This window comes from Nitrincola alkalisediminis (genome assembly GCF_009821115.1).
GTDB lineage: Bacteria > Pseudomonadota > Gammaproteobacteria > Pseudomonadales > Balneatricaceae > Nitrincola > Nitrincola alkalisediminis.
In genome coordinates this window covers 348,957-371,406 of sequence record NZ_VYTY01000003.1, presented here as the reverse complement: position 1 = coordinate 371,406, position 22,450 = coordinate 348,957, and the positions used below count along the sequence as shown (strand labels likewise).

20 protein-coding genes are annotated in these 22,450 nt (G+C 47.6%); 11 read left to right on the top strand and 9 right to left on the bottom strand.

From position 1 onward, the window contains the following. The first annotated feature begins 274 nt into the window (after window positions 1-274). Complete coding sequence (locus F5971_RS07200) at window positions 275-2,926, top strand: nitrate reductase (protein WP_193494558.1); 2,652 nt, start codon at window positions 275-277, stop codon at window positions 2,924-2,926. A 6-nt stretch (window positions 2,927-2,932) separates the two neighbouring features. Here the strand turns inward: F5971_RS07200 and F5971_RS07195 are convergent, their stop codons facing one another. Together F5971_RS07195 and F5971_RS07190 are read right to left on the bottom strand one after the other, a co-directional pair. Continuing rightward, the gene (locus F5971_RS07195; RefSeq protein WP_036510811.1) at window positions 2,933-3,928 is read right to left on the bottom strand and encodes a response regulator; all 996 of its coding nucleotides are present in this window, start codon (window positions 3,926-3,928) and stop codon (window positions 2,933-2,935) included. Then, window positions 3,925-7,641 (bottom strand): PAS domain S-box protein, encoded by a 3,717-nt coding sequence (locus F5971_RS07190; protein WP_193494557.1) that lies wholly within the window; start codon window positions 7,639-7,641, stop codon window positions 3,925-3,927. The genes F5971_RS07195 and F5971_RS07190 overlap by 4 nt, the downstream gene beginning before the upstream one ends. A 139-nt stretch (window positions 7,642-7,780) precedes the next feature. On the opposite strand from F5971_RS07190, the gene F5971_RS07185 reads away from it, so the two are divergent. Beyond that, window positions 7,781-8,263, top strand: a complete 483-nt coding sequence (locus tag F5971_RS07185; RefSeq protein WP_036510814.1) for a low molecular weight protein-tyrosine-phosphatase — start codon at window positions 7,781-7,783, stop codon at window positions 8,261-8,263. 63 nt (window positions 8,264-8,326) lie between these two features. On the opposite strand, the gene F5971_RS07180 is transcribed toward F5971_RS07185, so the two are convergent. Then, window positions 8,327-9,613 (bottom strand): calcium-binding protein, encoded by a 1,287-nt coding sequence (locus F5971_RS07180; RefSeq protein WP_193494556.1) that lies wholly within the window; start codon window positions 9,611-9,613, stop codon window positions 8,327-8,329. Between the two features lie 123 nt (window positions 9,614-9,736). Continuing rightward, entirely contained in the window at window positions 9,737-9,955 is a 219-nt protein-coding gene (locus F5971_RS07175) for a penicillin-binding protein (protein WP_193494555.1), read from the bottom strand. A 95-nt stretch (window positions 9,956-10,050) separates the two neighbouring features. Here F5971_RS07175 and F5971_RS07170 point away from each other — a divergent pair, with 95 nt between their 5' ends. Continuing rightward, on the top strand, window positions 10,051-10,395 hold the full coding sequence (locus F5971_RS07170) for a hypothetical protein (protein WP_193494554.1): 345 nt from the start codon (window positions 10,051-10,053) through the stop codon (window positions 10,393-10,395). On the opposite strand, the gene F5971_RS07165 is transcribed toward F5971_RS07170, so the two are convergent. From F5971_RS07165 to F5971_RS07155, 3 genes are all read right to left on the bottom strand, one after another. Then, complete coding sequence (locus tag F5971_RS07165) at window positions 10,392-10,826, bottom strand: DsrE family protein (protein WP_036510823.1); 435 nt, start codon at window positions 10,824-10,826, stop codon at window positions 10,392-10,394. The two genes, F5971_RS07170 and F5971_RS07165, sit on opposite strands and share 4 nt — an antisense overlap. 160 nt (window positions 10,827-10,986) lie before the next feature. Further along, window positions 10,987-11,646 carry a DNA oxidative demethylase AlkB gene (gene alkB / locus F5971_RS07160; RefSeq protein ID WP_193494553.1) on the bottom strand — a complete coding sequence of 220 codons (660 nt, stop codon included), beginning with the start codon at window positions 11,644-11,646 and terminating at the stop codon, window positions 10,987-10,989. A 12-nt stretch (window positions 11,647-11,658) separates the two neighbouring features. Next, window positions 11,659-12,759: a tRNA-queuosine alpha-mannosyltransferase domain-containing protein gene (locus F5971_RS07155; protein WP_193494552.1), complete on the bottom strand. Its 1,101-nt coding sequence runs from the start codon at window positions 12,757-12,759 to the stop codon at window positions 11,659-11,661. 331 nt (window positions 12,760-13,090) lie between these two features. Between F5971_RS07155 and cobA the strand changes: the two genes are divergently transcribed. The 8 genes from cobA to F5971_RS07115 all read left to right on the top strand — a co-directional run bounded on the left by cobA (window position 13,091) and on the right by F5971_RS07115 (window position 20,225). Further along, a complete protein-coding gene (gene cobA, locus F5971_RS07150) occupies window positions 13,091-13,957 on the top strand; it encodes a uroporphyrinogen-III C-methyltransferase (RefSeq protein WP_051514392.1) in 867 nt (288 codons plus the stop codon). A 109-nt stretch (window positions 13,958-14,066) separates the two neighbouring features. Next, a complete protein-coding gene (locus F5971_RS07145; RefSeq protein WP_036510826.1) occupies window positions 14,067-14,771 on the top strand; it encodes a lytic transglycosylase domain-containing protein in 705 nt (234 codons plus the stop codon). Between the two features lie 19 nt (window positions 14,772-14,790). Beyond that, window positions 14,791-15,033 carry a Trp family transcriptional regulator gene (locus F5971_RS07140; protein ID WP_193494551.1) on the top strand — a complete coding sequence of 81 codons (243 nt, stop codon included), beginning with the start codon at window positions 14,791-14,793 and terminating at the stop codon, window positions 15,031-15,033. 12 nt (window positions 15,034-15,045) lie between these two features. Next, a complete protein-coding gene (locus F5971_RS07135) occupies window positions 15,046-16,443 on the top strand; it encodes an anthranilate synthase component I family protein (RefSeq protein WP_036510829.1) in 1,398 nt (465 codons plus the stop codon). Beyond that, window positions 16,440-17,099, top strand: a complete 660-nt coding sequence (locus tag F5971_RS07130; protein ID WP_193494550.1) for an anthranilate synthase component II — start codon at window positions 16,440-16,442, stop codon at window positions 17,097-17,099. The genes F5971_RS07135 and F5971_RS07130 overlap by 4 nt, the downstream gene beginning before the upstream one ends. 399 nt (window positions 17,100-17,498) lie before the next feature. Continuing rightward, window positions 17,499-18,104 carry a MarC family protein gene (locus F5971_RS07125; protein ID WP_036510835.1) on the top strand — a complete coding sequence of 202 codons (606 nt, stop codon included), beginning with the start codon at window positions 17,499-17,501 and terminating at the stop codon, window positions 18,102-18,104. A 58-nt stretch (window positions 18,105-18,162) separates the two neighbouring features. Next, the gene (locus F5971_RS07120) at window positions 18,163-19,884 is read left to right on the top strand and encodes a hypothetical protein (RefSeq protein ID WP_193494549.1); all 1,722 of its coding nucleotides are present in this window, start codon (window positions 18,163-18,165) and stop codon (window positions 19,882-19,884) included. 197 nt (window positions 19,885-20,081) lie between these two features. Next, window positions 20,082-20,225 carry an entericidin A/B family lipoprotein gene (locus tag F5971_RS07115; RefSeq protein ID WP_081763811.1) on the top strand — a complete coding sequence of 48 codons (144 nt, stop codon included), beginning with the start codon at window positions 20,082-20,084 and terminating at the stop codon, window positions 20,223-20,225. 30 nt (window positions 20,226-20,255) lie between these two features. Here F5971_RS07115 and F5971_RS07110 read toward each other — a convergent pair whose 3' ends face one another. Both F5971_RS07110 and F5971_RS07105 read right to left on the bottom strand, forming a co-directional pair. After that, window positions 20,256-20,906, bottom strand: a complete 651-nt coding sequence (locus F5971_RS07110) for an ATP-binding cassette domain-containing protein (RefSeq protein ID WP_193494548.1) — start codon at window positions 20,904-20,906, stop codon at window positions 20,256-20,258. Then, complete coding sequence (locus F5971_RS07105; RefSeq protein WP_193494547.1) at window positions 20,893-22,443, bottom strand: ABC transporter permease subunit; 1,551 nt, start codon at window positions 22,441-22,443, stop codon at window positions 20,893-20,895. The genes F5971_RS07110 and F5971_RS07105 overlap by 14 nt, the downstream gene beginning before the upstream one ends. Window positions 22,444-22,450 lie beyond the last annotated feature (7 nt).

Sequence of the window (22,450 nt, the reverse complement as noted above, 5' to 3'; positions counted from 1 at the left end):
CAACGTTTTATTTATGTACCCGCACAGTCCCTGCCACCAATTTAACGCAATGCACACTTCTTTCGCACCAATTTGTGGCAAGTTTCATTTCTCAATCGCCTCCTTATCTACCACCAGCACCACAACACTTGTGTATCTCCAGCATGGCATACCTATTGCTTAAATTATTTATGAATCTTCTCGTCTGGTTGATGAACCAGATCGGCAATGCTGCCCATTTCTTTGCACATGATTGGTGTGTGAAGCAATGGGCTTTTTTTTTGGATGAGTGACTATGAAGCAAAACACAACTTGCCCGTATTGTGGTGTAGGGTGCGGTGTAACCGCAGAACTGTCGGATCAACGCATCATTGCAGTCTCAGGCGATAGCCAACACCCCGCTAACTTCGGGCGGCTGTGTATCAAAGGCTCAACGCTTCATGAAACCACCCAAACTGAGCAGCGATTGTTGCTGCCTCGCGTAGATGGACAAAACGTGCATTGGTCTGACGCGATTGAAGCGGTCGCCTCCCGAATTCGCCAAAGCTTGGACGCACATGGACCAGGCAGTATCGCCATGTACTTATCAGGGCAGCTGCTTACAGAGGATTATTACGTCGCCAATAAGCTGATGAAAGGTTTCTTAGGGTCATCTCACGTCGACACCAACTCACGCTTATGCATGGCATCAACCGTTGCAGGACATAAACGTGCGTTTGGCTCTGATTCGGTTCCTGGTTGCTACGAAGATATTGAGCTGGCTGACCTGATTATTCTGGTGGGCTCAAATGCAGCTTGGAATCACCCTATTTTATTTCAACGAATTCAAGCCGCTAAAACGCAACGTCCTCAGGTTAAAGTCGTTGTTATTGATCCTCGTGCAACGGCAACCTGCGAGCTCGCAGACTTGCATTTGGCCCTCAAACCCGGCTCAGATGTCGCTCTCTTTAATGCCCTTCTTGTCCATCTGGCTCACTCGGATGCTCTCGACCAATCCTATATTGACCAGCACACGGAAGGGTTTGAAAGAGCCATCGAAGCGGCACGCCAAGACATCCCCGATATCCAAACAGCCGCGAGATTAACCGATATTCCTTTAGCCGACCTAACAATATTTTTTGATTGGTTTACCAACACACCCAGAACACTCACGCTCTTTTCTCAAGGTGTCAATCAATCCAGCTCTGGGACGGACAAAGTCAATAGCCTGATGAATTGTCACCTAGCGACAGGACGGATAGGAAAGCCTGGTAGTTCACCTTTTTCGTTAACGGGTCAGCCCAATGCCATGGGAGGGCGTGAAGTCGGCGGCCTCGCCAACCAATTGGCTGCACACATGGAGTTTTCGCCCGAAGCCATCAACAGAGTTCAAAACTTCTGGAACGCCCCTAATATGGCACAACAACCCGGCCATAAAGCCTTGGACCTCTTTCAAGCGATTGACCGTGGGGAAATTAAAGTATTATGGATCATGGCCACCAACCCTTTGGTCAGCTTACCCAACACAGCGTTGATCCGTCGAGCCTTAAAGCGTTGTGATTGTGTTATTGTGTCAGAAGCCATGTCTGAGACGGACACCCTAACATTTGCCGATATTCAGCTGCCAAGCAGCACTTGGGGTGAGAAAAATGGCACAGTCACTAACTCTGAACGCCGTATTTCAAGACAAAAGGGATTGATTAAAGCGCCAGGCGAGGCTCGTCATGATTGGGAAATCATCTGCGATGTTGCCAAAGCCCTAGGGTTTGAAGAAGGGTTTAACTTTAGCCACCCCGCTCAAATCTTTGCTGAGCATGCGGCCTTGTCAGGGTTTGAAAACGATGGGCAAAGGAGCTTTGATATCAGCGGGCTTAGCCACTTGTCTCAACAAGAATACGATCAACTTCAACCTGTGCAGTGGCCGATCAATCAACACTTTCCGTATGGACGCAAACGCCTTTTTGACGACGGCCAGTTTTCGACCCCCTCAGGAAAAGCACAATTTATTGCCACTCAAACAAACACTCCAAAAGCCCTTCCATCGGCTCAGTGGCCCTATCAGCTCAACACTGGGCGAATTCGCGATCAGTGGCACACCATGACTCGGACAGGGCGAGCGGCCCGATTGTTTAATCACCGAGCAGAGCCCTTTGTAGACCTTCATCCAGAGGATGCTAAGTATCACAACCTACGTGATCAAGACTTGGCTGAGTTAAGCAATCATCAGGGTCGCTATATCGGTCGTGTTCGGATCAGCGCAGCGCAGCGTCAGGGCGAAGTGTTTATTCCCATGCATTGGAATCAACAATTCAGTGGTGATGGCTACTGCAATGCACTGCTTGAAGGCTTTTGTGATCCAGTGTCGGGCCAGCCCGAGTCCAAGCAGGGAGCCGTCGCTCTTAGCGCCTACCCGGCTCAATGGCATGCACAGTTACTGATTAAAGATGACACTGAGTTAAGACTCAGGGGCTATTGGTCCAAAATTCCGATGCGTCATTCAACACAGTTTTTGCTGGCCGACACAGAGCTTCCTCGCTCATGGATGGAGTGGTGTCGTCAGCATTTAGGACAAGCCCCAGACAGCTGGGTGCAAAGCTCCGCGGGTGACATGAGAGCAGTGGCATTCGATCAGGATCGATTACGTTGGGTATTATTAATCAGCCTAAATCCGATTCAATCAGACCCAGCGCCTATGGATATGCTCTTTTCAAAACGTACCTTAACACCCACGCAACGCACTAGGTTACTCAATGCTCAACAAGGAGCTCAAGCGACACAGATCATCTGCAGTTGCCATCAAGTGACCGAGGCATCGATTAAAGCCGCCATTGAAAAGGGCTGCCATACACTCGATTCACTCAAAGAAAAACTGGCTTGCGGAACCGGATGTGGATCCTGTATTCCTGAGCTCTCGTCACTCTTGGCTGAGGAGATTGCGACGCTCACAATTGAAGAACAAAGTGTATAACCACCGTTATTCTGTTTCGACCCAGCGAGCTTTGATCTCAAGGATCGCTGGAATCTCTTGAACAAACACATCCACTAAGGTTGGATCAAAATGCTTACCACTTTCGGAAACGATCAAGTTCACAGCATCATCAACGGTCCAAGCTTTTTTATACGGCCTAACACTGGTTAAGGCATCAAAGACATCCGCAATGGCAACAATACGTGCTTCAATCGGAATGGCCTCACCCTTGAGTCCTTCAGGATAGCCGCTGCCATCCCACTTTTCATGATGATACAGAGCAATACGACGTGCCATTTGCAGCAAAGAAGAGTCGTCCTGCCCAATAATTTCAGCACCTATTTCAGCATGTCGCTGCATTTCGCGCCATTCGTCTGCATCCAGTTTGCCTGGTTTACGAATGATTGAGTCTGGAATACCTATTTTTCCCACATCATGCATAGGAGCTGCATTTAATAAATCATCGGCATCATGCTCATTGAACCCAGCAGCACGTGCAATCACGCGCGAGTAATGACTCATACGAATCACATGCATGCCGGTTTCATTGTCTTTGTATTCCGATGCTCGACCGAGTCGCTGTACGATGGCTAAGCGCGTTTCACGAATCTCATCTAAATGCACAAGGTTCAAATGCGTTTTAACGCGCGCTTTCACCACGGCGGCACTGACAGGTTTAGTAATATAGTCAACGCCACCCGCTTCAAACCCTATCGCTTCATCATCCACATCCGATAAGGCTGTGACAAAAATGACAGGAATTGAACGAGTTGAATGTTCAGACTTTAATAAACGGCAAACACTCAGTCCATCTAAATCCGGCATCATAATATCAAGCAAAATCAGGTCAGGCTGCTGCTCCTTCGCAAGACTGATGGCTTTGTGGCCATCTCGTGCAAACACCAAGCGGTATTCGTCCTGTAAAATATGACGAAGCACTTGTAAATTTGTCGGTTCATCGTCGACAATCAAAAGTTTAGGGCGAACATCGGTACGACTCATGAAGGCTTATCCCCCTCCTGATTTGAATTCAAACTTTCCTGCAACGTCAACAACGCTGAGTGTGCACAATCAAAATCAAAATCCTCCAAACAGTCCGTCAAGGTGACTAGGGCGTGACTGCCTATGCACTCCGCTAATGCATCAAGACAATCGTCGGGTAATTCCCCCTTATCCAGTCGAGCCAGCATCTGATTAATCAGCGCCTTAGCCTTTTCTACAGAATCTATATTGAGTTGGATCTGACTTTCAAAAACGATCTCATTCGGTAATGTATCAAACAGAGCATACACCTCTTGAAACGCCAACGTGAGCGCTCGTATTTCTTCATCATAATGATGACTTGGCCCTTTATCTTTTAACGCTTTTTCTAATGCATCCAGCGCATGTGCTAGGGATTTTAATGCTAAGTTACCCGCAGCCCCTTTTAAGCGATGCGCCTGCTCCAACAACTGGGAAGCATTCAGGCTCACCAAAGCATCAACCGTCTCTTTATTCTGTGCCAAAAAGCGCTTAATCACATTATGCAATGCTTGCTTAGATCCCCAAAGCGCCACCCCCTGTGCATAATCAATGACATCTACGCCTTTAATTTCATCACCCTCTAGCGGGAAATGCCTATCGGATGAGGGTTCGTCCTCTGACAGCTTCAGCTGCAGAACACGAACAATTTCCTCACGCAAGGCCTGCATATTCAAGGGTTTGATAGCAAAACCTGACATGCCTGCTCTCTCTGCATTGAGGCGATCCTGTTCTAAAACGTTGGCGGTCAGTGCGATAATTGGGGTCGGTGACTGCTGTTGCATCCGCTCCCATTCGCGAATATTGAGCGTCGCGTCATAGCCGTCCATTTCAGGCATTTGCACATCCATTAGTACTAAATCAAACGGATGCTCTTTAAAGGCAGAAACCGCCTCATAGCCATTTGTTACTAACTGCAGCTGATGCGACTCCTTCTCAAAGTTCAACGCCAAAAGTTCAAGATTTTGAGGCACATCATCTGCTATCAGAATCCGCAACGGAGGCAATTGTGCTTGGATTGCACGTCTTCGCGGAGTAATAACCTCTTTTCCTACAGGAAGTGGTAACTCTATTGAGAAACAAGAGCCCTTACCCAGTTCACTGGTAACGCGTATGTCTCCTTTCATCGCCTCAACCAATTGTTTTGAAATACTGGTTCCAAGCCCTGTTCCACCGTATTTTCGAGTGGTGGATGCATCTTCTTGTGAGAAGGGATCAAAAATAGCCTCTAAGCGGTCGGCCGCAATGCCAACACCTGTATCCAGTACCTTGATCAAGAGGAGATCGTTTTCATACTTCACCGATACAACAACACGTCCATGATGGGTAAATTTGATGGCATTGCCAACCAAATTAATCAACACCTGCTGAATGCGCAACGGATCCCCTTTAAACCAGGTTGGCTGCTCTTCGGGATAATCGCAGATCAGTTCAAGGTCTTTTTTATAGGCTGAGAGCCCAAGTGTTGCCAACACTTGATCACACACATCCCGTAATGAAAAATCGATCGACTCTAAAATCACCGCACCCTGCTCTAATTTTGCTGTGTCGAGGATATCATTCAATAGGGATAACAAGGACTGGGCCGACTTTCGAATGGTTGTTAAGTGGCGCTGTTGGGTCGGTTGTAAGGGCGTATCAAGCATTAAGTCAGTAAACCCAATAATGGCGTTCATAGGGGTGCGTATTTCATGGCTCATATTGGCTAAGAAGTTCGTTTTGACTTGTGCAGCGAACTCAGCTTTCTCTTTTGCTTGACGTAAACGTATCTCCATATCTCTGCGTTCAGTTAAGTCTGTTGCTAGCTCTATGACTCGCGCGTGCCCATGATCAATATCGTGGATCACACGAAAGGATGAACGCACCCACAAGGGCTGCTTGTCTTTTCTAACTCGGTGATACTCACCTTCTAGCCGCTCTTGCTCCATCAACTCATCCCAGTTCAGTTGATGTATAGACTCGCCCTCACGATCATCATTGAGCAGCGTATAGGGCTGGTGCAACAGCTCATTTTCTAGAAAGCCAGTTAGGGTGAGAAAGTTTTCATTCACCCTGAGGATTTGTCCATTTCGATCATATTCACACACAGCGACGGCTTTATTCACCGCTGACAATACGCCACTTAAAATCGCATTTTGACGTTTGGATTCAGTGATGTCGACCATGACGCCATCAATCCATATCAGTTCACCTTGCCCATCACGCACCCCGGACGCACTTTCTGACACCCAACGGGTAGTGCCATCACGGTGTATAAATCGATATTCAATAACCCATGGCTTATCGTCTAAAATCGAGTTGGATACGACATTCCAGACATATTCAACATCCTCAGGATGGATCAAGGCCCCAAACGTGACATTCGCTTCAGTAAACTCGTCTGATTCCCAACCAAGGAGTTCTTTTACTTGGGTACTGACAAACAAAACCGTCCAATGCTCATCAAAACGACAACGAAACGTCACGCCAGGCATATTGTTGATTAAAGTTCGGTACTGATGTTCACGCTCTAGCAAGGCTTGTTCCATTTCTCGGCGCTGCGTCAAATCGGTAATAAAGCCAACAAAGAGCTTTTGGTCCTGTACTTGCGTTTCACCGATCGCTAGGCGAATAGGGACAAGATGCCCATCTTTATGTAACGCTTCCACTTCACGGCCGACGCCGATGATGCTCGCATGTCCTGTTTTCAAGTAATTTTTTAAATATTGATCATGATGACGCGCATGCACTTCGGGCATTAGTGATTTAATGTTTTTACCCAAAACGTCAACCGCTTCCCAGCCCAAAATTCGTTCAGCAGACGGGTTAAACGCGCTAATAGTACCGAGAGAATCAATGGTAATAATGCCATCAACAGCAGTGTCAAAAATGGCAGACAAGCGTGCAGATGTTTCTTTTCCTTGCCAATACAGCGTTTTGTAGCGCATCAGTAAGACTGTTGCAAAGACAACGCCACTGATCACAATCGTCACCAATGTGATTAACAGCGCCATCTCAATATGATGTGTCACATCCTGTGATTCGGGGATATGGACTTCGCCAACAAAACGAGCCGCCAACATGGCCGTGTAGTGCATCCCAGCAATGGCGCACCCCATGGTTAAGCCACTAATGGATAAACGAACGCTAAAAGGCATCACAGTAATGCGCGCCAAGCCAAAACGAACCCAAAGCGCAATGACGGCCAAGAGAACAGCAACAATAATAGAGGCAGCAAACCAATATGGGTCGTAACCCAATTTCAGCTCAGTTCGCATCGCTTCCATGCCCGTGTAGTGCATAAGGCCAATACCACTGCCCACGAGCAAGCCCCCGTAGAGCAAGATGCGCTTACTGATTTGATCTCGTGCCAACAGATCCAACGCCACCCAAGACGCAAGAAAACCAGGTAATGCCGATAACAGCGTCGTCAAGCCATGATAATGAACCTCGGCCGGCAGCTCAAACGCGAGCATCCCGATAAAGTGCATTGACCAAATTCCACCGCCCAATGCAAATGCACCAATCATTAGAAAGCGTTGGCGCGTCCAAGGATCACGCTCACGCTTCGCAAAACCCGCGACACGAAAGGCCATCATCGAGGCACCTGTCGCAATCAATAAAGACAACACAACTAACCAGCCATTGTAATGCCCTTGGATCAAGGCCTCAGGATGCCCTTGCAAGATAAAAAAATAACTGAGTCGGTCTAGCACGTTTTGCATCTCTTTGGCGGCTTCACTGAACGTTTAGAAGAACATTATCCAGAATATTTGTAAACTACACGTCATAGAATCAGGCAAATTAATTGATCATCAAACCCTATCGCCAACAGGCTTACAGAGGCAATTTGCAATGAAGAAACACACATCGGTTCTGTTTATTTGCTTAGGCAACATTTGCCGCTCACCCACGGCAGAAGGCGTTTTTCGTGAGATGTCCGAGCAAGACTCACACCCATTTACAATTGACTCGGCGGGCACGGCCGCATGGCACATTGGCAAGGCTCCTGACACACGCTCTCAGACTGTCGCACTCAAGCGCGGCTACAACCTAAGTGGGTTAAGAGCAAGGCAAGTGAGAGTCGAGGACTTCAAGCAGTTTGATTACCTCCTTGCGATGGACGCAAATAACCTAAAGGACTTGAGGGCGTTAGCACCGAAAGACTTCAAAGGGCATTTGTCACTCTTCACAGATTTCGCAGCAACACCTTACCAAGGTGTTGAAGTTCCCGACCCCTACTACACGGATGGAGACGCAGGGTTTCACGAAGTTGTGGATATTATTGAAGCGGCAAGCCGAGGGCTACTTGAGCACATCGCACGGCAGCAGAGGTAAGGTTTTTAAAATCGATAACAGCCCTCTAAGCCTAGAGAGCTGTTATATAGTAGGCGGCGCGGTTTATAGGGTTATCACGTCCTTGCCACAGCCACAATTCAACGAGCCCAGATCCTTAACGAATCCCAAATCAAACTCAGCAAGATAGTCGGATTCATACTGCTCTACAAAATTAATCTCTTGAAAGTTCCGCGCTTTAAGCGTCGCATTACTAACTAAATCAGTAATATAGTCATATCCCTTATGAGAGGTGATCGAATAATTTGATTCATCGCCCACGATTGTCAGGACATCGTAACCCTTGCCACCATCTGCAAAACTACCGTCGGCAAAGCTGTTCAAAATTAAATGATCATCACCCTTACCCAGATCAACGTCCTTAGCATGGAAACCTATGTAAACCGTGTCATTGCCTGAACCTGTGTCAACTTTTCCATTATTCACATCAATCTCAAGACGGTCATTACCTGACCCTGATTTGAAAGAAGACTCTAATGTATTGATAACGGCAAGATTATTACCATCGCCCATGTCAACTTTTCCAGCTTTCTGACCTACATACAGCTGGTCTTCACCTTTACCCGTAGATACCTTCGCTAAATCACCATTGACCCAAATCAGATCGTCATCTTTTCCGCCTTTGATTTTAGTGGTCACGTCGCCGCCAACAAATAGATCGTTATCACCTTTGCTTAAGTAGGCTTTATTCAGATCACCCTCAATCATGATTTGGTTTTCACCACGGCCTAAAGCGGTAACCTTAGAGGCATCTCCGCCAACGTATAACTGATCATTTCCTTTGCCTAGACTGACTTTACCCACATCACCACCCACGGTAACGACGTCATTGCCAGAGCCAGCCTTTATCTTCTGTGCATTTCCATCAACGTCTAAGCAATCATCACCTTTACCCAAAGACGCTTTTCCTAAATCGCCACCGATAGAAACGACATCGTCCCCAGATCCTGCGCGAACTTTATTGGCATCGCCCTCTACACAAAGGTTATCATCGCCTTTACCCAAGCTCACTTTATGAACATCTCCGCCGACAACGACCTTATCATCACCCGCACCTGCTTTGATCTTATGAGCGCTACCCCCGACTTCAAGGACATCGTCGCCTTTACCTAAGCTGGCCTTCCAAAGATTTCCGTCAACAATGACTGTGTCATCTCCATGACCTGCTTTTATCTTCCATGCATCGCCTGTTACGGTGAGCGTGTCGTCCCCAGCGCCTAACTTCGCTTTGGATAGATTGCCATCAACAACAAAGTTGTCATTTTGCTTTGTCCCTTTAATGACATCGCCTTGTTTTTTGGCAAGATTTAATAAACTTTTCAACAAAGACATTTCAATATTCCTTTTCATTTATCTTAGGTATTAGTGCATTTTAGTTTAAATCCAACTTCCCGCCAAGAAACTGATCGTTTTTTAACCACCCTATTTGACTAAGGGATTAAAAGGAGATATTGATCAATAACACGAATTCGGTGTTTGATCTGGATGAATATCGCCATCGACCTCTTCTGGGTCGATATCATTAAGGAGCAATGCTTCGCGCACCAGCTCTATCTGATCGATAATCCGTTGGTAGTCTTCGCCATATTCGTAGCGGGTCACTTCAATTGCCTTTGGCATAAACGTAAAGGCGACTTTTAAGGCATGCAGTGTTTTTTCGTTTAATTCACTCATCGCAATTTTCTCATCAATCAGGCAAGGTAGTCACCTTACGATAAATCATTCACTGTCTTTTCGCCATTGTAAAGCCGATGCATTGAGGAGCTACCATGACACGAAACAAATGGATTTTAATGATCGTTGTGAGTTTTTTCATAGGCTGGGGCACTTCACGGTGGATACCGGCCCCCCTTGAAGGCATGGCAGTGACCTTCAGCAATACGGGCCAGATACAGATGCAATCCATACAACTTGAGTTTGGCAATGCGGACTCCCAATCCAACCTGCTCGCCCTCAGAATTGAGCCTGGGCAAACCCGGACGTTATTATTAAACCATCAACCAGGGTTAGGTTTTAACGTGCGCATTCAATATGCAGATGGATCTACGCAAGAGTTTTGTGCATTAAGAGGCGATGACCGAACGCATCCGACCATCGCATTAGGCAAGTCTTAGAAAGAGAAGACTTTAGTGCTGCTCAGCATTTTTGTAGCCACTTCTGGTGGAGCCGCAGGGGTGATTCCTTCACGCAATGCATCTTCAGTATTGCCACTGTTCGGTAAGTAGAGTGCGCAAACCTCAACCTTTGCTCCGCCCTTTTGTAAATTCATCAGCAACTGCTCAGGCGTCACATCGCGAGGCTTGAGTGTTTCGTTTTCCGTCGCTTTTAAAGCAAGATCCCCGGCAGGTCCGCAGAGAAGAACATCCACTTGCGCGCCTTGACCTTGCATCGCATTGCCCAGCACCATCGCCATTCCTTGCGTTTGTAGATCTGCACTGTTCACTAAAATGAGTGCACTTTCAGCGGCTTGGCCTTCAGCAAAACTGAACGGAGACAAAGCCACTGAAGACGCGAGAACAAGGGCGGGTAAAATTGAACGTTTCATTGCACTTCCTTTTTACGTTGAGTTAATCGAATAAAGTAAAACCAATCTAAATTAGATTTTACTAATAAAATGAGTGGATGCAAGGTAAAATGTCCATAGAGGAACATAACGGAAGGCGAAAGCAGAAAGCGCCTTAAACAAGTATGGAAAGCACTATGTATTAACAAGCCTTCCGAAAGGTCAAATTATAGCGAACACCGACCTGCGCATTAGGCTCATTCAAATCGGCTTTTAAGGGCATAACCCCATGAAAATTGAGGCGTGAACGACCACCCCACACCACCACATCCCCTTGTAATAAAGGGAAGCGCTGCACGGGGTCTTGACGACGCTCCCCACCGAACATAAACACAGCGGGCAGCCCTAGCGACACAGATACAATCGGCTGTGACATGTCTTGCTCATCCTTATCCTGATGCAAAGACATCTTGGTTCCGATCTCATAACGATTAATCAAACAAGCATCCGGCATAAAGCCTTTAAAACCCGCTTGCTCTGCTGCCGCTGCCGCGACTTGATAAAATAAAGCAGGCATGGCTGGCCAAAGGTTCCCCGTCACAGGATCGACAGCAGCATAACGATACCCCTTGCGATCACTTATCCATCCAAAGGAACCACAATTGCTCATACTGACTGACATCCAAAATCCACCGGGTGTTTGCTGCCGACGAAAAGGAGATAAGGCTTCTATATTGGCAATGCCCTCCAGCAGCTCGCCAACCCACTCGATTGCAAAGTGTCTTAAAATGACGGCATCATCGCCAATCACCTGCACCCAAGGGGTGGGTGCACACGCATCGTCAAATAGATCTCCCGTCACTTTCCTTCCTCGTTAAAGCAAAGCCTTGATGGCGGTACGATAGACAGGCAGCAATTGCGATAAACGCCACAAATCTGGCATCTGAGCCTCCAGAGGTTGTTGCCATAATTGCACAAATTGATCGGCCGCCTGCTCCGCCTCCTTTATGGGTTCATTCAACTCACTCGCATATAAAAAAGGTGCCTTGATATACTCAGGGTACGCCAAGCGCTTTGGTGCATAGGGAATGCAACCCGCGGCCATGGCCTCTAGCATCGACAAGCCTTGAAAATCATGCAGCGCCGTTGATAACACAACGTCCGCTTGCGTTAAAAGCCTACGATACTCTGATACGTCAGCCATAAAGCCCCAGTTCACGATTCGCTCCGCATGACGCTCACGTATGCACTGAAAAGCCTCCGGCTGCTTACGAAACTGCTCTCCCACTAGACTGAGTGAAAAATCTTGCTTTCGCTCCAGTAACGCATCCAAAAAATACGCTAATCGATCAGGCCCCTTATCGTACTCCCAACGATGATTCCACAAGAGATGTGGCTGGGTGTGATGAATGGGCCTCTCTCGTACCGCAAAGAGTTCATCCTCAATCGGTACAGGAAGAATCGATGATTTCTCGAAAATATGATCCATCAAACCGACAGGTATTTCATCTGGCAGTTTTTTAAGCAGAGCACTGGCTCCCTCAATAAAACTACGGCGGTTCCACTCGCTGTTAAACAGTATCTGTTCGGCAGATAAGGCGCTGTAGAGGTTAATCATTTGCGGCTCGTAGCTTTTATGCTGGCGACCTGAGTCTGGAAAGGCAAACTGATTTTCATGCATATAGAGCAAGGCCGGTGTTTTCGCCAAATGAGGGTGTAAGCCACGCAACCCAGCTAGATCGACCATGGACGTGCAGATTAATAGGTCCCATGATTCTCGCAATTGCGGATGTTGAAACCAACTCAAGGCATTTCCTCGAATACGCCAACTGAAGTAACGGGGCGATAACACTAAGGTGTGCCAATGCATTTCAGGCAACGCGGCCATAAGTTGAGTTCGCCAACGCTTATGACTGGCGGCATCGTACGCCGAAAGAAGCAATATTCGAGGGGATGAAATAGAGGTGCTGGGCATTGGTTACATTCAACGACAGATAAAAAAACCAATACTACCGTAATTGCTCGTGTTTAGCAGATTCATCCGTCCAGCGCTCCGCCTTCATTTATGGCACACTAAAGCATCTGCGCTCCAACATAGCGCACCCAAAAATGACCCAACACTGAAAACACCTTCAAAATACGTTGTTTATTGAATGGCCTATAAATTGCAAGTAATAGTGTAATCAAACAGTAAAGTGTGATGCTTACGCAGTAACGCCTTCACTGAAATTGGGTAACGTAGCCCGCAGGTTGACAGGATGAATGTCCTAACGACCTGCGGGTTTTTTTATGCTTAGGAGTCAGCCATGCCAGCACTACATCCGTTCAGCCCTTTGGCTTTTCAAAGCCGTTTTTCTTCTATAAAGATGGAAAAGGGTCTTAGTGGGCTCGTATCCTTTTTCCGTGGACGCGCGCGCCAAGGTCAAGTGGCCTTAGTTGGAGCGGGCCCCGGTGATCCAGAGCTGATCACACGCAAAGGTTGGCAACGGATTCTTGAGGCAGACATCCTGGTTTACGATGCGTTGGTGAGCCAAGAATTGCTCGACGAGATCCCCGCGTACATCAAACGGATATACGTAGGCAAACGCAAAGGCCATCACTCGATGTCACAGCACGACATTAATCAGCTGTTGGTCGAGCTAGGTCAACAAGGTCTCAAGGTTGTGCGCTTAAAGGGGGGCGACCCTTTGATTTTCGGCCGCGTCACCGAAGAGATTCAAGCATTGCAAGCCGCTCATATCCCTTACAGCATCATTCCTGGCATTACGGCCGCAGCAGGCTGTGCGGCGGGATTAGGCTTTTCACTGACCGAGCGCGGAATCGCACCCAGACTTCGACTGATCACGGCCCATTTTTGTGATGATCGTGATATCAATTGGGCAGACTTAGCGAAAACCGATGAAACCTTGGTTTTTTATATGGGCCTATCTAAAGTCTCGACCATCAGCCAAGAGTTACAAAAACATGGACTGCCTGCCCACTGGCCTGTGTTATTTGTTGAAAACGGAACCCATAAAAATGAGCGCATGATCAAAAGTACGCTGGCCGAAATGAGCAACTGTGTGAACTCTATGGCATTGCAATCGCCCACGTTGATCTACATAGGACAAGTGACGCTGAATGCGCGTTCACAGACAGAAACCCTCTGCTCAAAACAGGCTCATATTGGCTAACTGAAGTGAGGTGTTGGGGTATTCGCGACTGAAAACCTATGGTCTTCAAAAGACTCAGAAGGTATGATTCCTATCTTTGATTGGCAGGTCATTCGCTGAAGGTTATCGTATGGATACTCGTTTTTTAACACAATTAACCCTAGCCATAAGCCTTGGTCTAAGCGCGTCACTGACTAGTGCTAATGGCAGCATCGAACGCATCGTCCACCCTGACGGCCGAATCGAATTTTCCAACACCGGACGTTCGGGTCAAGCGAGCAGCTCACAAACACGCTCGGTGTTTTCTTATCGTACCCGCGATGGCAGTCTGGCCTTTACCGATCAACGACCTTTAGACGGCGTTGATTATACCGTCCTCCGTTTTGACTGTTACGCCTGCCGTGTTGACTCGGGTATCAACTGGCGAAGCACACGTTTATTCACAGACCGTTACCGGGATGAAATCAATCACGCCGCACAAACCTATCAAGTCGATGCTGCACTCATTCGTGCTGTCATTCATGCTGAATCGGCATTTAATCCAGGCGCAATTTCCCCTAAAGGAGCACAAGGCTTAATGCAATTGATGCCCGGCACGGCTTCCGATATGGGCGTTCGCAATGCCATGGATGCTCGCGAAAATATTGGCGGCGGTGTTAGATACCTTTCAGCCTTACTGCGCCAATATAACGGCGATATTCGCCTGGCGACTGCCGCCTATAATGCAGGCCCGGGGGCTGTTCAGCGCTACGGTGGTATTCCTCCCTTTCCTGAGACACGCGCCTACGTTGATCGCGTCGCGACCTTGCATCAACGCTACCAATCTGCACAGTAATGTGATAGCGTACTAGTACATGAATACAAAAGACCCTTATACCGAGGCGTTTTTGGATGCAATTTTAGCGGCTGATAGCCATGAAAGCCTGATGATCCTACTGGAAAGTTTGCTCACGCCCGCTGAACTTAATGAAATTCCTAAGCGACTCCAGATTCTAAAAATGCTGCAAGCCGGTATTCCTCAGCGAAAAATTGCTGAGCAGCTCGGTGTGGGTATCGCAACCGTTTCCCGTGGCGCTCGTGCGCTCAAACGTGACTAACAAGAGTTCATCATGTCTAACCGACCGAAAAAAATCGAGCTTCCTCGTAAGCCACACTACATCACGCTAACGACTGACTGCGATTTTTTTGATTTGTTCTGCAAAATCGAAAAACGCTTCACGCATTGTTTTATGTTGGAGTCTTTGGGGGAAGACAGTCACTTTTCTCGTCACTCCATTATAGGCTTTGATCCCGAACAATTGCTCTACGCCAAGGGTAAGCAGCTGACAATCGAAGATCGTCAAGGCAATAAAGAGCACTACGAGAGTGATAATCCCTACTACTTGCTGCGCGAAATCATGCCGCAAGACATCATTTCACGAAAGTATGCCGGTGGTTTGACAGGCTATATTAGCTACGATGCGATGAGCTACTTCGAACCCTCATTAGCGCTGAAAACCAATGACTGGTTTGAATCCTTCCGCTTTGGGCTTTATAAGGATGGGCTGATTCTCGACAAAATGACGGGCGAGATCATTTATTTTTACTACAGTGAAAATCGTATTCAGCTGATTCATGACATTATGGCCACGCCTTTTGAAGGCATGGGCCCTTTGCGCATTGAGTTCACACATGAAACCATGACCGAACAACAGCATGCCCAGGCCGTGATGAAGGTTAAGCAGGATATCATTGAAGGTAAGATTTTTCAGTGCGAAGTCGGCTTCAAAAAGTACCTACGCTTTGAAGGCGATACCCTCAATATGTATGAGCAACTGCGCGAGGTTAATCCTTCACCGCAGATGTACTATCTCAAGTTTGACGACCAAAAACTCATCGGTGCCAGCCCCGAACTCTTGTTTAGACTGCGCCAAGGTGAGATGGAGACCTTCCCTCTTGCAGGCACCACTCGACGTGGAAAAGATGCACAAGAGGACACAGCTCTAGCCCGAGTGTTGTTAAACGATCCTAAAGAAATTGCTGAACACAATATGATCGTGGATTTACACCGCAACGATATTGGCCGCGTCGCTCGCTTTGGCACCGTCAAAGTTCGCAGCCTGATGGACATCAAACGCTTCAGCCATGTACAACACATTTCCAGTGAAATTGTTGGGATCATCGACGAAAAAGAAGACATGTTTTCAGCACTGGCCAGCAACTTTCCGGCTGGGACACTAACGGGTGCTCCTAAAATTGAAGCCATGAAAATCATTGACGACCTCGAAACCGATGGTCGTGGTCCATACGGGGGCGCTGTCGGCAACTTCTCATTTAATGGTGATTGCACCTTTGCTATTCCAATTCGCACCGTCTTTGCCAAAGGCAACCAAGCCTATGTGCAAACCTGTGGCGGTAATGTCTACGACTCGAATCCTGCTGATGAGTATGAAGAAATTCGACGTAAGTTTGCGGGCACACGCAAGGCATTAGAAATATTCACGGACCGCCAGGAATCTTCAAAATGAAAGTACTGATTGTTGATAACTACGATTCGTTTACCTACAACCTTTACCAATACATCGGTGAGATTTTAAGCAGCGCCTGCAATGCTGGCGTGATCGATGCGTTTGACGTTTGGGTCAAACGCAACAATGAGATCACCCTAGACGAAATTCAGGCCCTGCAACCGGATAGGATCATTATTTCACCCGGCCCAGGCTCACCGGATGATGAGCACTACTTTGGCATCTGTGCACAGGTCATTAAAGAACTTGGCCCGAGGATTCCCTTATTAGGTGTGTGCTTGGGTATGCAAGGCATCGTGCATGTGTTTGGTGGCAAAATCATCAAGGCACCACTGCCAATGCACGGTAAAATTAGCGCCATTTCTCACCATCATCAGGACCTATTTCGTAACATCCCGGATCAACTCGAAATCATGCGCTACCATTCATTGATGGCTGAATACGCAAGCTTTCCAAATGATCTGGAAATCACGGCCATTACGGGGAATATTTCGCTTGATGAGCTGCAGGATACGTCTCGTTCTATCTCGGCAGAAAATTTTGAAATAATGGCGGTTAAACATAAGACTTATCCGATTTATGGTATACAATTTCATCCAGAATCATTTGCTACAGAGGGTGGGAAAGAGCTGATCAGCAACTTCCTATTTTTGTAGCACGCAAACGTCATGCAGACGTTATGGCTGAATCAGCCTTTAGATTGAGCCGCAAAAAGTGGCTGGGCACCGATGGTTCGCATTCAACCAAAGGTAACCCCTTATTTTTAGGGGTTCCAGCCTTGCAAGGCTTTTAAACTGCGCGCCCCATAAAGAATAATTTGGATACCTTGGGCGTGCCTACTCAGTGCCACATGCAACCATCGCTTAACATAGGTGTATATCTACCCAGAGCAAACCCATAGTCCTCTTCACAATCGACTCAAAAAAGCCGATACTGTTCTGGATAAGGCCAAGAAAAGCGGATAATCACGTTTTGAAAGGGCCAAGATCCAAACATATCAACACGATGCTGATGATCTCTCATCTAAACAACAGACCTTACGATTAAAAGCCCCTATGACTATTCTCCTGTCTATCTGGATTAAATTTATATTCCTATTTGCGCCTTTCTTTGTCGTCTCGATGTTTTTATCCCTGACACGAACCGACACAATGAAAGCCAGACGTTCAATTGCAAATCGCTCCGTATTTGCGGCACTTTGCATTAGTTTAATCCTACTGTTTTTCGGCTCTCAGTTATTTACTGTATTGGGCATTACACTTGACTCCTTCCGCATCGGTGCGGGTATTCTCTTGTTCTTATCGGCTGTCAGCCTTGTTCGGGACGGTGTGCGAGCCAATGCCGAAGTTCCACAGGAGCAACGTGACGATATTTCCGTTGTACCGCTCGCCATTCCAACCATTATTGGTCCTGCATCGATTGGTGCCATTCTTGTCTACGGGGCAGAGCTTCAAGGCATTGAAATCTTATTTGGCGTCGCAGGCTTACTTTTAGCCTTGGTTTTTCTGCTCGTGTGTTTACACATGGCGTCATGGCTGGAAAAAATACTAGGACGAACGGGATTAAACGTTTTGAGTAAAGTCACGGGGCTTATTTTAGCTGCAATGGCCTCTCAAATAGTTTTAACCGGAATACATGGATTTATTCAGAGCGCAAGCTAAAATAGCACCTATCTTAAAATGCTTGTTTAACATTTACTTGGTCACAGGAATGACATTTATGAAAACCTTCCACGCTCGCTCCCTCGCTACTGCCGTCTTTTGCGCAACCTTTTTGATGGGGTGCAGTAATGAGTCTGACACGCAAGTGTCCGCTCCAGCTTCATCCACGCCGCAAAGTTCGGTTGCAACCACCGCTGGCTTGCTGAGCTATATTCCATCCAGCTCCCCGTATTTCTTCGCAAGCCGTGACGTGTTAAGCGAAAAGGATGCGTTGGAACTCATCGAACGCAGTGGCTATTTCCGCTACTTAGATGAAGACTTAGCAACCCTGCGTGACTACCGTGATCAAGCAGACTCAACCGAAGAAGCCACGATTCTTGATATTGTGCTTTCAGTTGGCAAAGAACTTACTGCACTGAAGACCCTTGAAGACTTCCACAATGCAGGACTGAAGCCCAATGCGCATTCCGCTATTTATGGTTTAGGCCTAGTGCCAGTGCTCAGAGTCGAGTTACACGACGAAAGTGCCTTCGAAACCATGATTCAGCGCGTCCTAACCGATGCCAACTTAACGCCCATCAAAAAACGCTTTGAAGATATCCAGTACTGGTCTTTAGGTGGCAGCGACGAATGGCCAGTTGAGCTGGTCTTGGCTATTCACGACCAGCAAGCCATCTTTACATTGCTACCCAGCACCGCTGACAACGACGTATTGGCAAGCATTCTAGGCCACATCAAGCCTACGGACAGCCTCGCCAACACACCCGTACTTGCACAACTTGAACAGCGTCACGCCTTTACACCTTACGGTGCAGGACAGGTGTCATCTGCGCGCGTATTCTCTGAATTGTCGCAGCCTGAACACATCGCCTCCCAAGCCTTATTCAATGCTATCGAAATGCCTGCATTCGATGCAGGTGAATGCCAGCAGGATATTGATCGTCTGATCAAACGCTTTCCTGGCTTAACGATTGGCATGAAAGAATATGGCCCTGATCGCTTCCAGATGAACACCATCCTCGAAACCGATTCAGCCTTAGCAGCAGATTTAAAAACCTTTGCCGCCAAGGTTCCGGGGCTTGGGCAAGCGGATAGCTTAGCCAGTATTGGACTGGGATTGAACTTACCTGTTCTGATCCAAGCATTGCAGCGCTATGCATTAGAGGTACAACAGGCTCCCTTTAACTGTGACGACCTTCAAGGGATTAACGGCATGTGGGTCGACATCAGTGATGCTCTGAACAACCCTATGCTGCTGATGTCAGCTCCTGCCATCACGGGCTTAAAACTGCGGATTGACAGCCTGTTTGTCCAAAATTATGAGCCGTCTGGAACGGGTATCCTGACCCTTGCATCCCCGAACGCACAAGGCCTTTTGTCCATGGCCAGCTCGTTTGTTCCTCAAATTGCCGCTCTGGGTTTAAGCAATAATGGTGAAGTTAAAAACCTAAGCCCAGACATGCTACCACCGGGTATGCCCAGCGTCAGCGCGGCATTAAGCTCAGATGCACTGACCGTTGGTTTTGGCATTGACACACCGTCCGTCATTTCGGATGCATTGAAGGCGCCATCCAACAGCGAACCCCTGATGCTTTACGGGCACCTGACCGACCATTTTTACTCAGCTCTGATTCCTTTTGCGGAACAAATGAGTCCGTTTGGTGATGAACTCAGCGGAAATGAATTATCTCGCTATTCTTCACTCTATAAGAATACAGAGCTTTGGATAAAAGCAGATGATTATGGTCTTGAAATCGGATTTGCGGTTGAACTGAAGTAATCGGAAAGACATCCTTCGGCAACACGTGGAGGGCATTACCACACGTATTGCCGAAGGCGTTTATGATCTCAATGCATTTCCGCGCAAGACATATCTGGGCTAAGCATCTAGACTCAAATAACACAGTCAAGACTTTAGCTTACCCCTATCTCGCTTTATAATCGCTTAAATCAATGATTCAGTTGGGAGAAAGTTCTATGTCTTTTAAACGTTCAAAAAAAGCGGCTTTGATGTGTCTAGTGCTTTTAACCGCTTCCATCCTTGCAGGCTGCAACACCATTCAAGGTGTGGGTAAAGATGTTCAACGAGGTGGTCAAGCGATTGAGCGCGTTGGTAAATAACCTCTTGCTTATCCTTCTAGACCCAACCGATCAGACATCAGTGCTTTGTAAAGGCTGAACCCACAACGTCTGATCGGCCCATTCCTGTGCGTCCATTGCTTCATGTGTGACCATGAGCACGATTTTTTGCTGCTCTTGGCAAACGTGTTTCACCCAGTCTCCACAGAGCCTGCGCGTTTGCGCATCCAGTGCACTAAAGGGCTCATCCAATAAAACGATTGGCTGTTCACGCAGCATCACCCGAATTAACGCAATACGCTGGCGCTGGCCTCCCGACAATACTGAAGGCTTACGTTTTAGCTGTTCTTGGACACCTAGTAACGCCAAGGCCTGCTCAACCTGTTGCCACTGCGCTGGCGTTGGGGATGCTTTGCAAAAACCCAATTTAAGGTTTTGCTCAACAGTTAAATGCTCAAACAAATTGTATTGCTGAAATAACGTTGAAACTGGGCGCAAACGAATATCCAACGTTGCAATAGACTGCTCCCCCAGATATATCTGCCCCTGCTCCGCTGGGTAAAACCCACCAAGGGTATCCAACAACGTGCTTTTACCGCAGCCACTTTCTCCCATCACCGCCAGCATTTGCCCTGTAGCAACGTGAAAATCATAACGCCAAGACAGTGATTCGCGTCGAATATGCAAGTCTCGAACGTCTAACCCGAGCTTATTTGGACGCATTATTTGGCTCCAGTACTCGTAACACCAACATGGAAATTCCCATCAATAATAATGCGGCTAACGCAGCATCGGCCATTCGATAAGAGCCCGCCAAGCTGTAAATTAACCAAGGCAAGGTTCGCCACTCATCGCGTCCAAAAATTGAAAAAATGGCCATATCCCCTAACGCCAGCACAAAACTCATTCCGAGAACACGCTGAAGCGTTGGCCGTAAATAGGGCACGTAGACACAATAAAAATGCCGCCAAGCTCCCAGCTTCAGATCGGAAACAAGCCGTCGGTACTGTTGATCATACTCAAAAACAGCAGGCTTCAGCTGAGTGAATGCAAAAGGCAGTGCAACGAGCGTGTTTAAGAGGATAATGGCGACCCACCCCCATTCATGCCAGCTCAAGTAGGGTAAAAAGAATAAATAAATACCCACCGACAGCACCATACCTGGAATCATTAGATGATGAAGCGCAATGGCTTCAATAATGGCCCGCCTTCGTGCTGAGGTTGACTGTCTCCATACTGAAAACACACCCACGACACAGACCAGCAAGCAGAGACTGGCAAGTGATGCAAACCCCAAAGATCGCAAAGTGACCTGCATCAGCTCATCCCAAGGAAAAACCGCTAGATTAATACGCATCGCTGCTGGCAAAAGCGTTAGAATAGGCAGCACCAAGAACAAGACCGCCATTCCATAGGCGCAACGTCCAATCAGCGTTATCGCTGCGCCTTGAGACGGTCGCCATCCTGTCTCCTGAGCAGGAGACAACCACTCCAGCTTTCCTAAACGCCGGAACAACACGTACAACACACCCACAATTAACAACTGAGTCCAAGCTAAAAACAGCGCCTCTGCCGGATTAAACTGATACTTTAAGGCTTGATAAATGGCCACTTCCAGAGTGCTCGCCGACGGCCCTCCCCCTAGGGCCAAGACCACTGCAAAACTATTGAAACAGAGTAAAAAAATAAAACCCGCCACGGCTGGAATCACACCTCTCAGCACAGGCCACTCAACCAACCAAAAGGTCTGCCATGTCCGAAATCCCAACTGAGACGATAATTTCCAAGCGGTTTCAGGGATCATTTGCCAACGATGGCAAAATACCCGTATTGCAAAGGGTAGGTTTAAAAAAACATGTGCCAGCAGAATGCCATTCAGCCCATAAAATCGCCAATGTTCTCCCAGCCAAGGGGTTAAGTAGCCCGAACGACCAAACAGCGCCACCAGCCCTGTAATCAAGACTAAGGAAGGCATCACAAAGCACAACAGGCACCAGCGTAAAAACCACGCCTTCGCCACTAACCCCGTATCCAGCGCCAACGCGCGGGCAACCGGGATCGCCAACAGCACCGACACGACACTGCTTAACAAAGCCTGCACGAGAGAAAACTCTAACACTTGCCAAAACCAAGGCTCGCTCAGCAAGCTCACATCAGCGGCAGAGCGCCCCCAGCCCATTAACGCCCAAAAGGCAACGAGGCTAACGGCGAGCAAACCGCTCAGTAAAAGAGGGCCAGGCAGTTGATCAAGACGCGGCAAAGGGGTC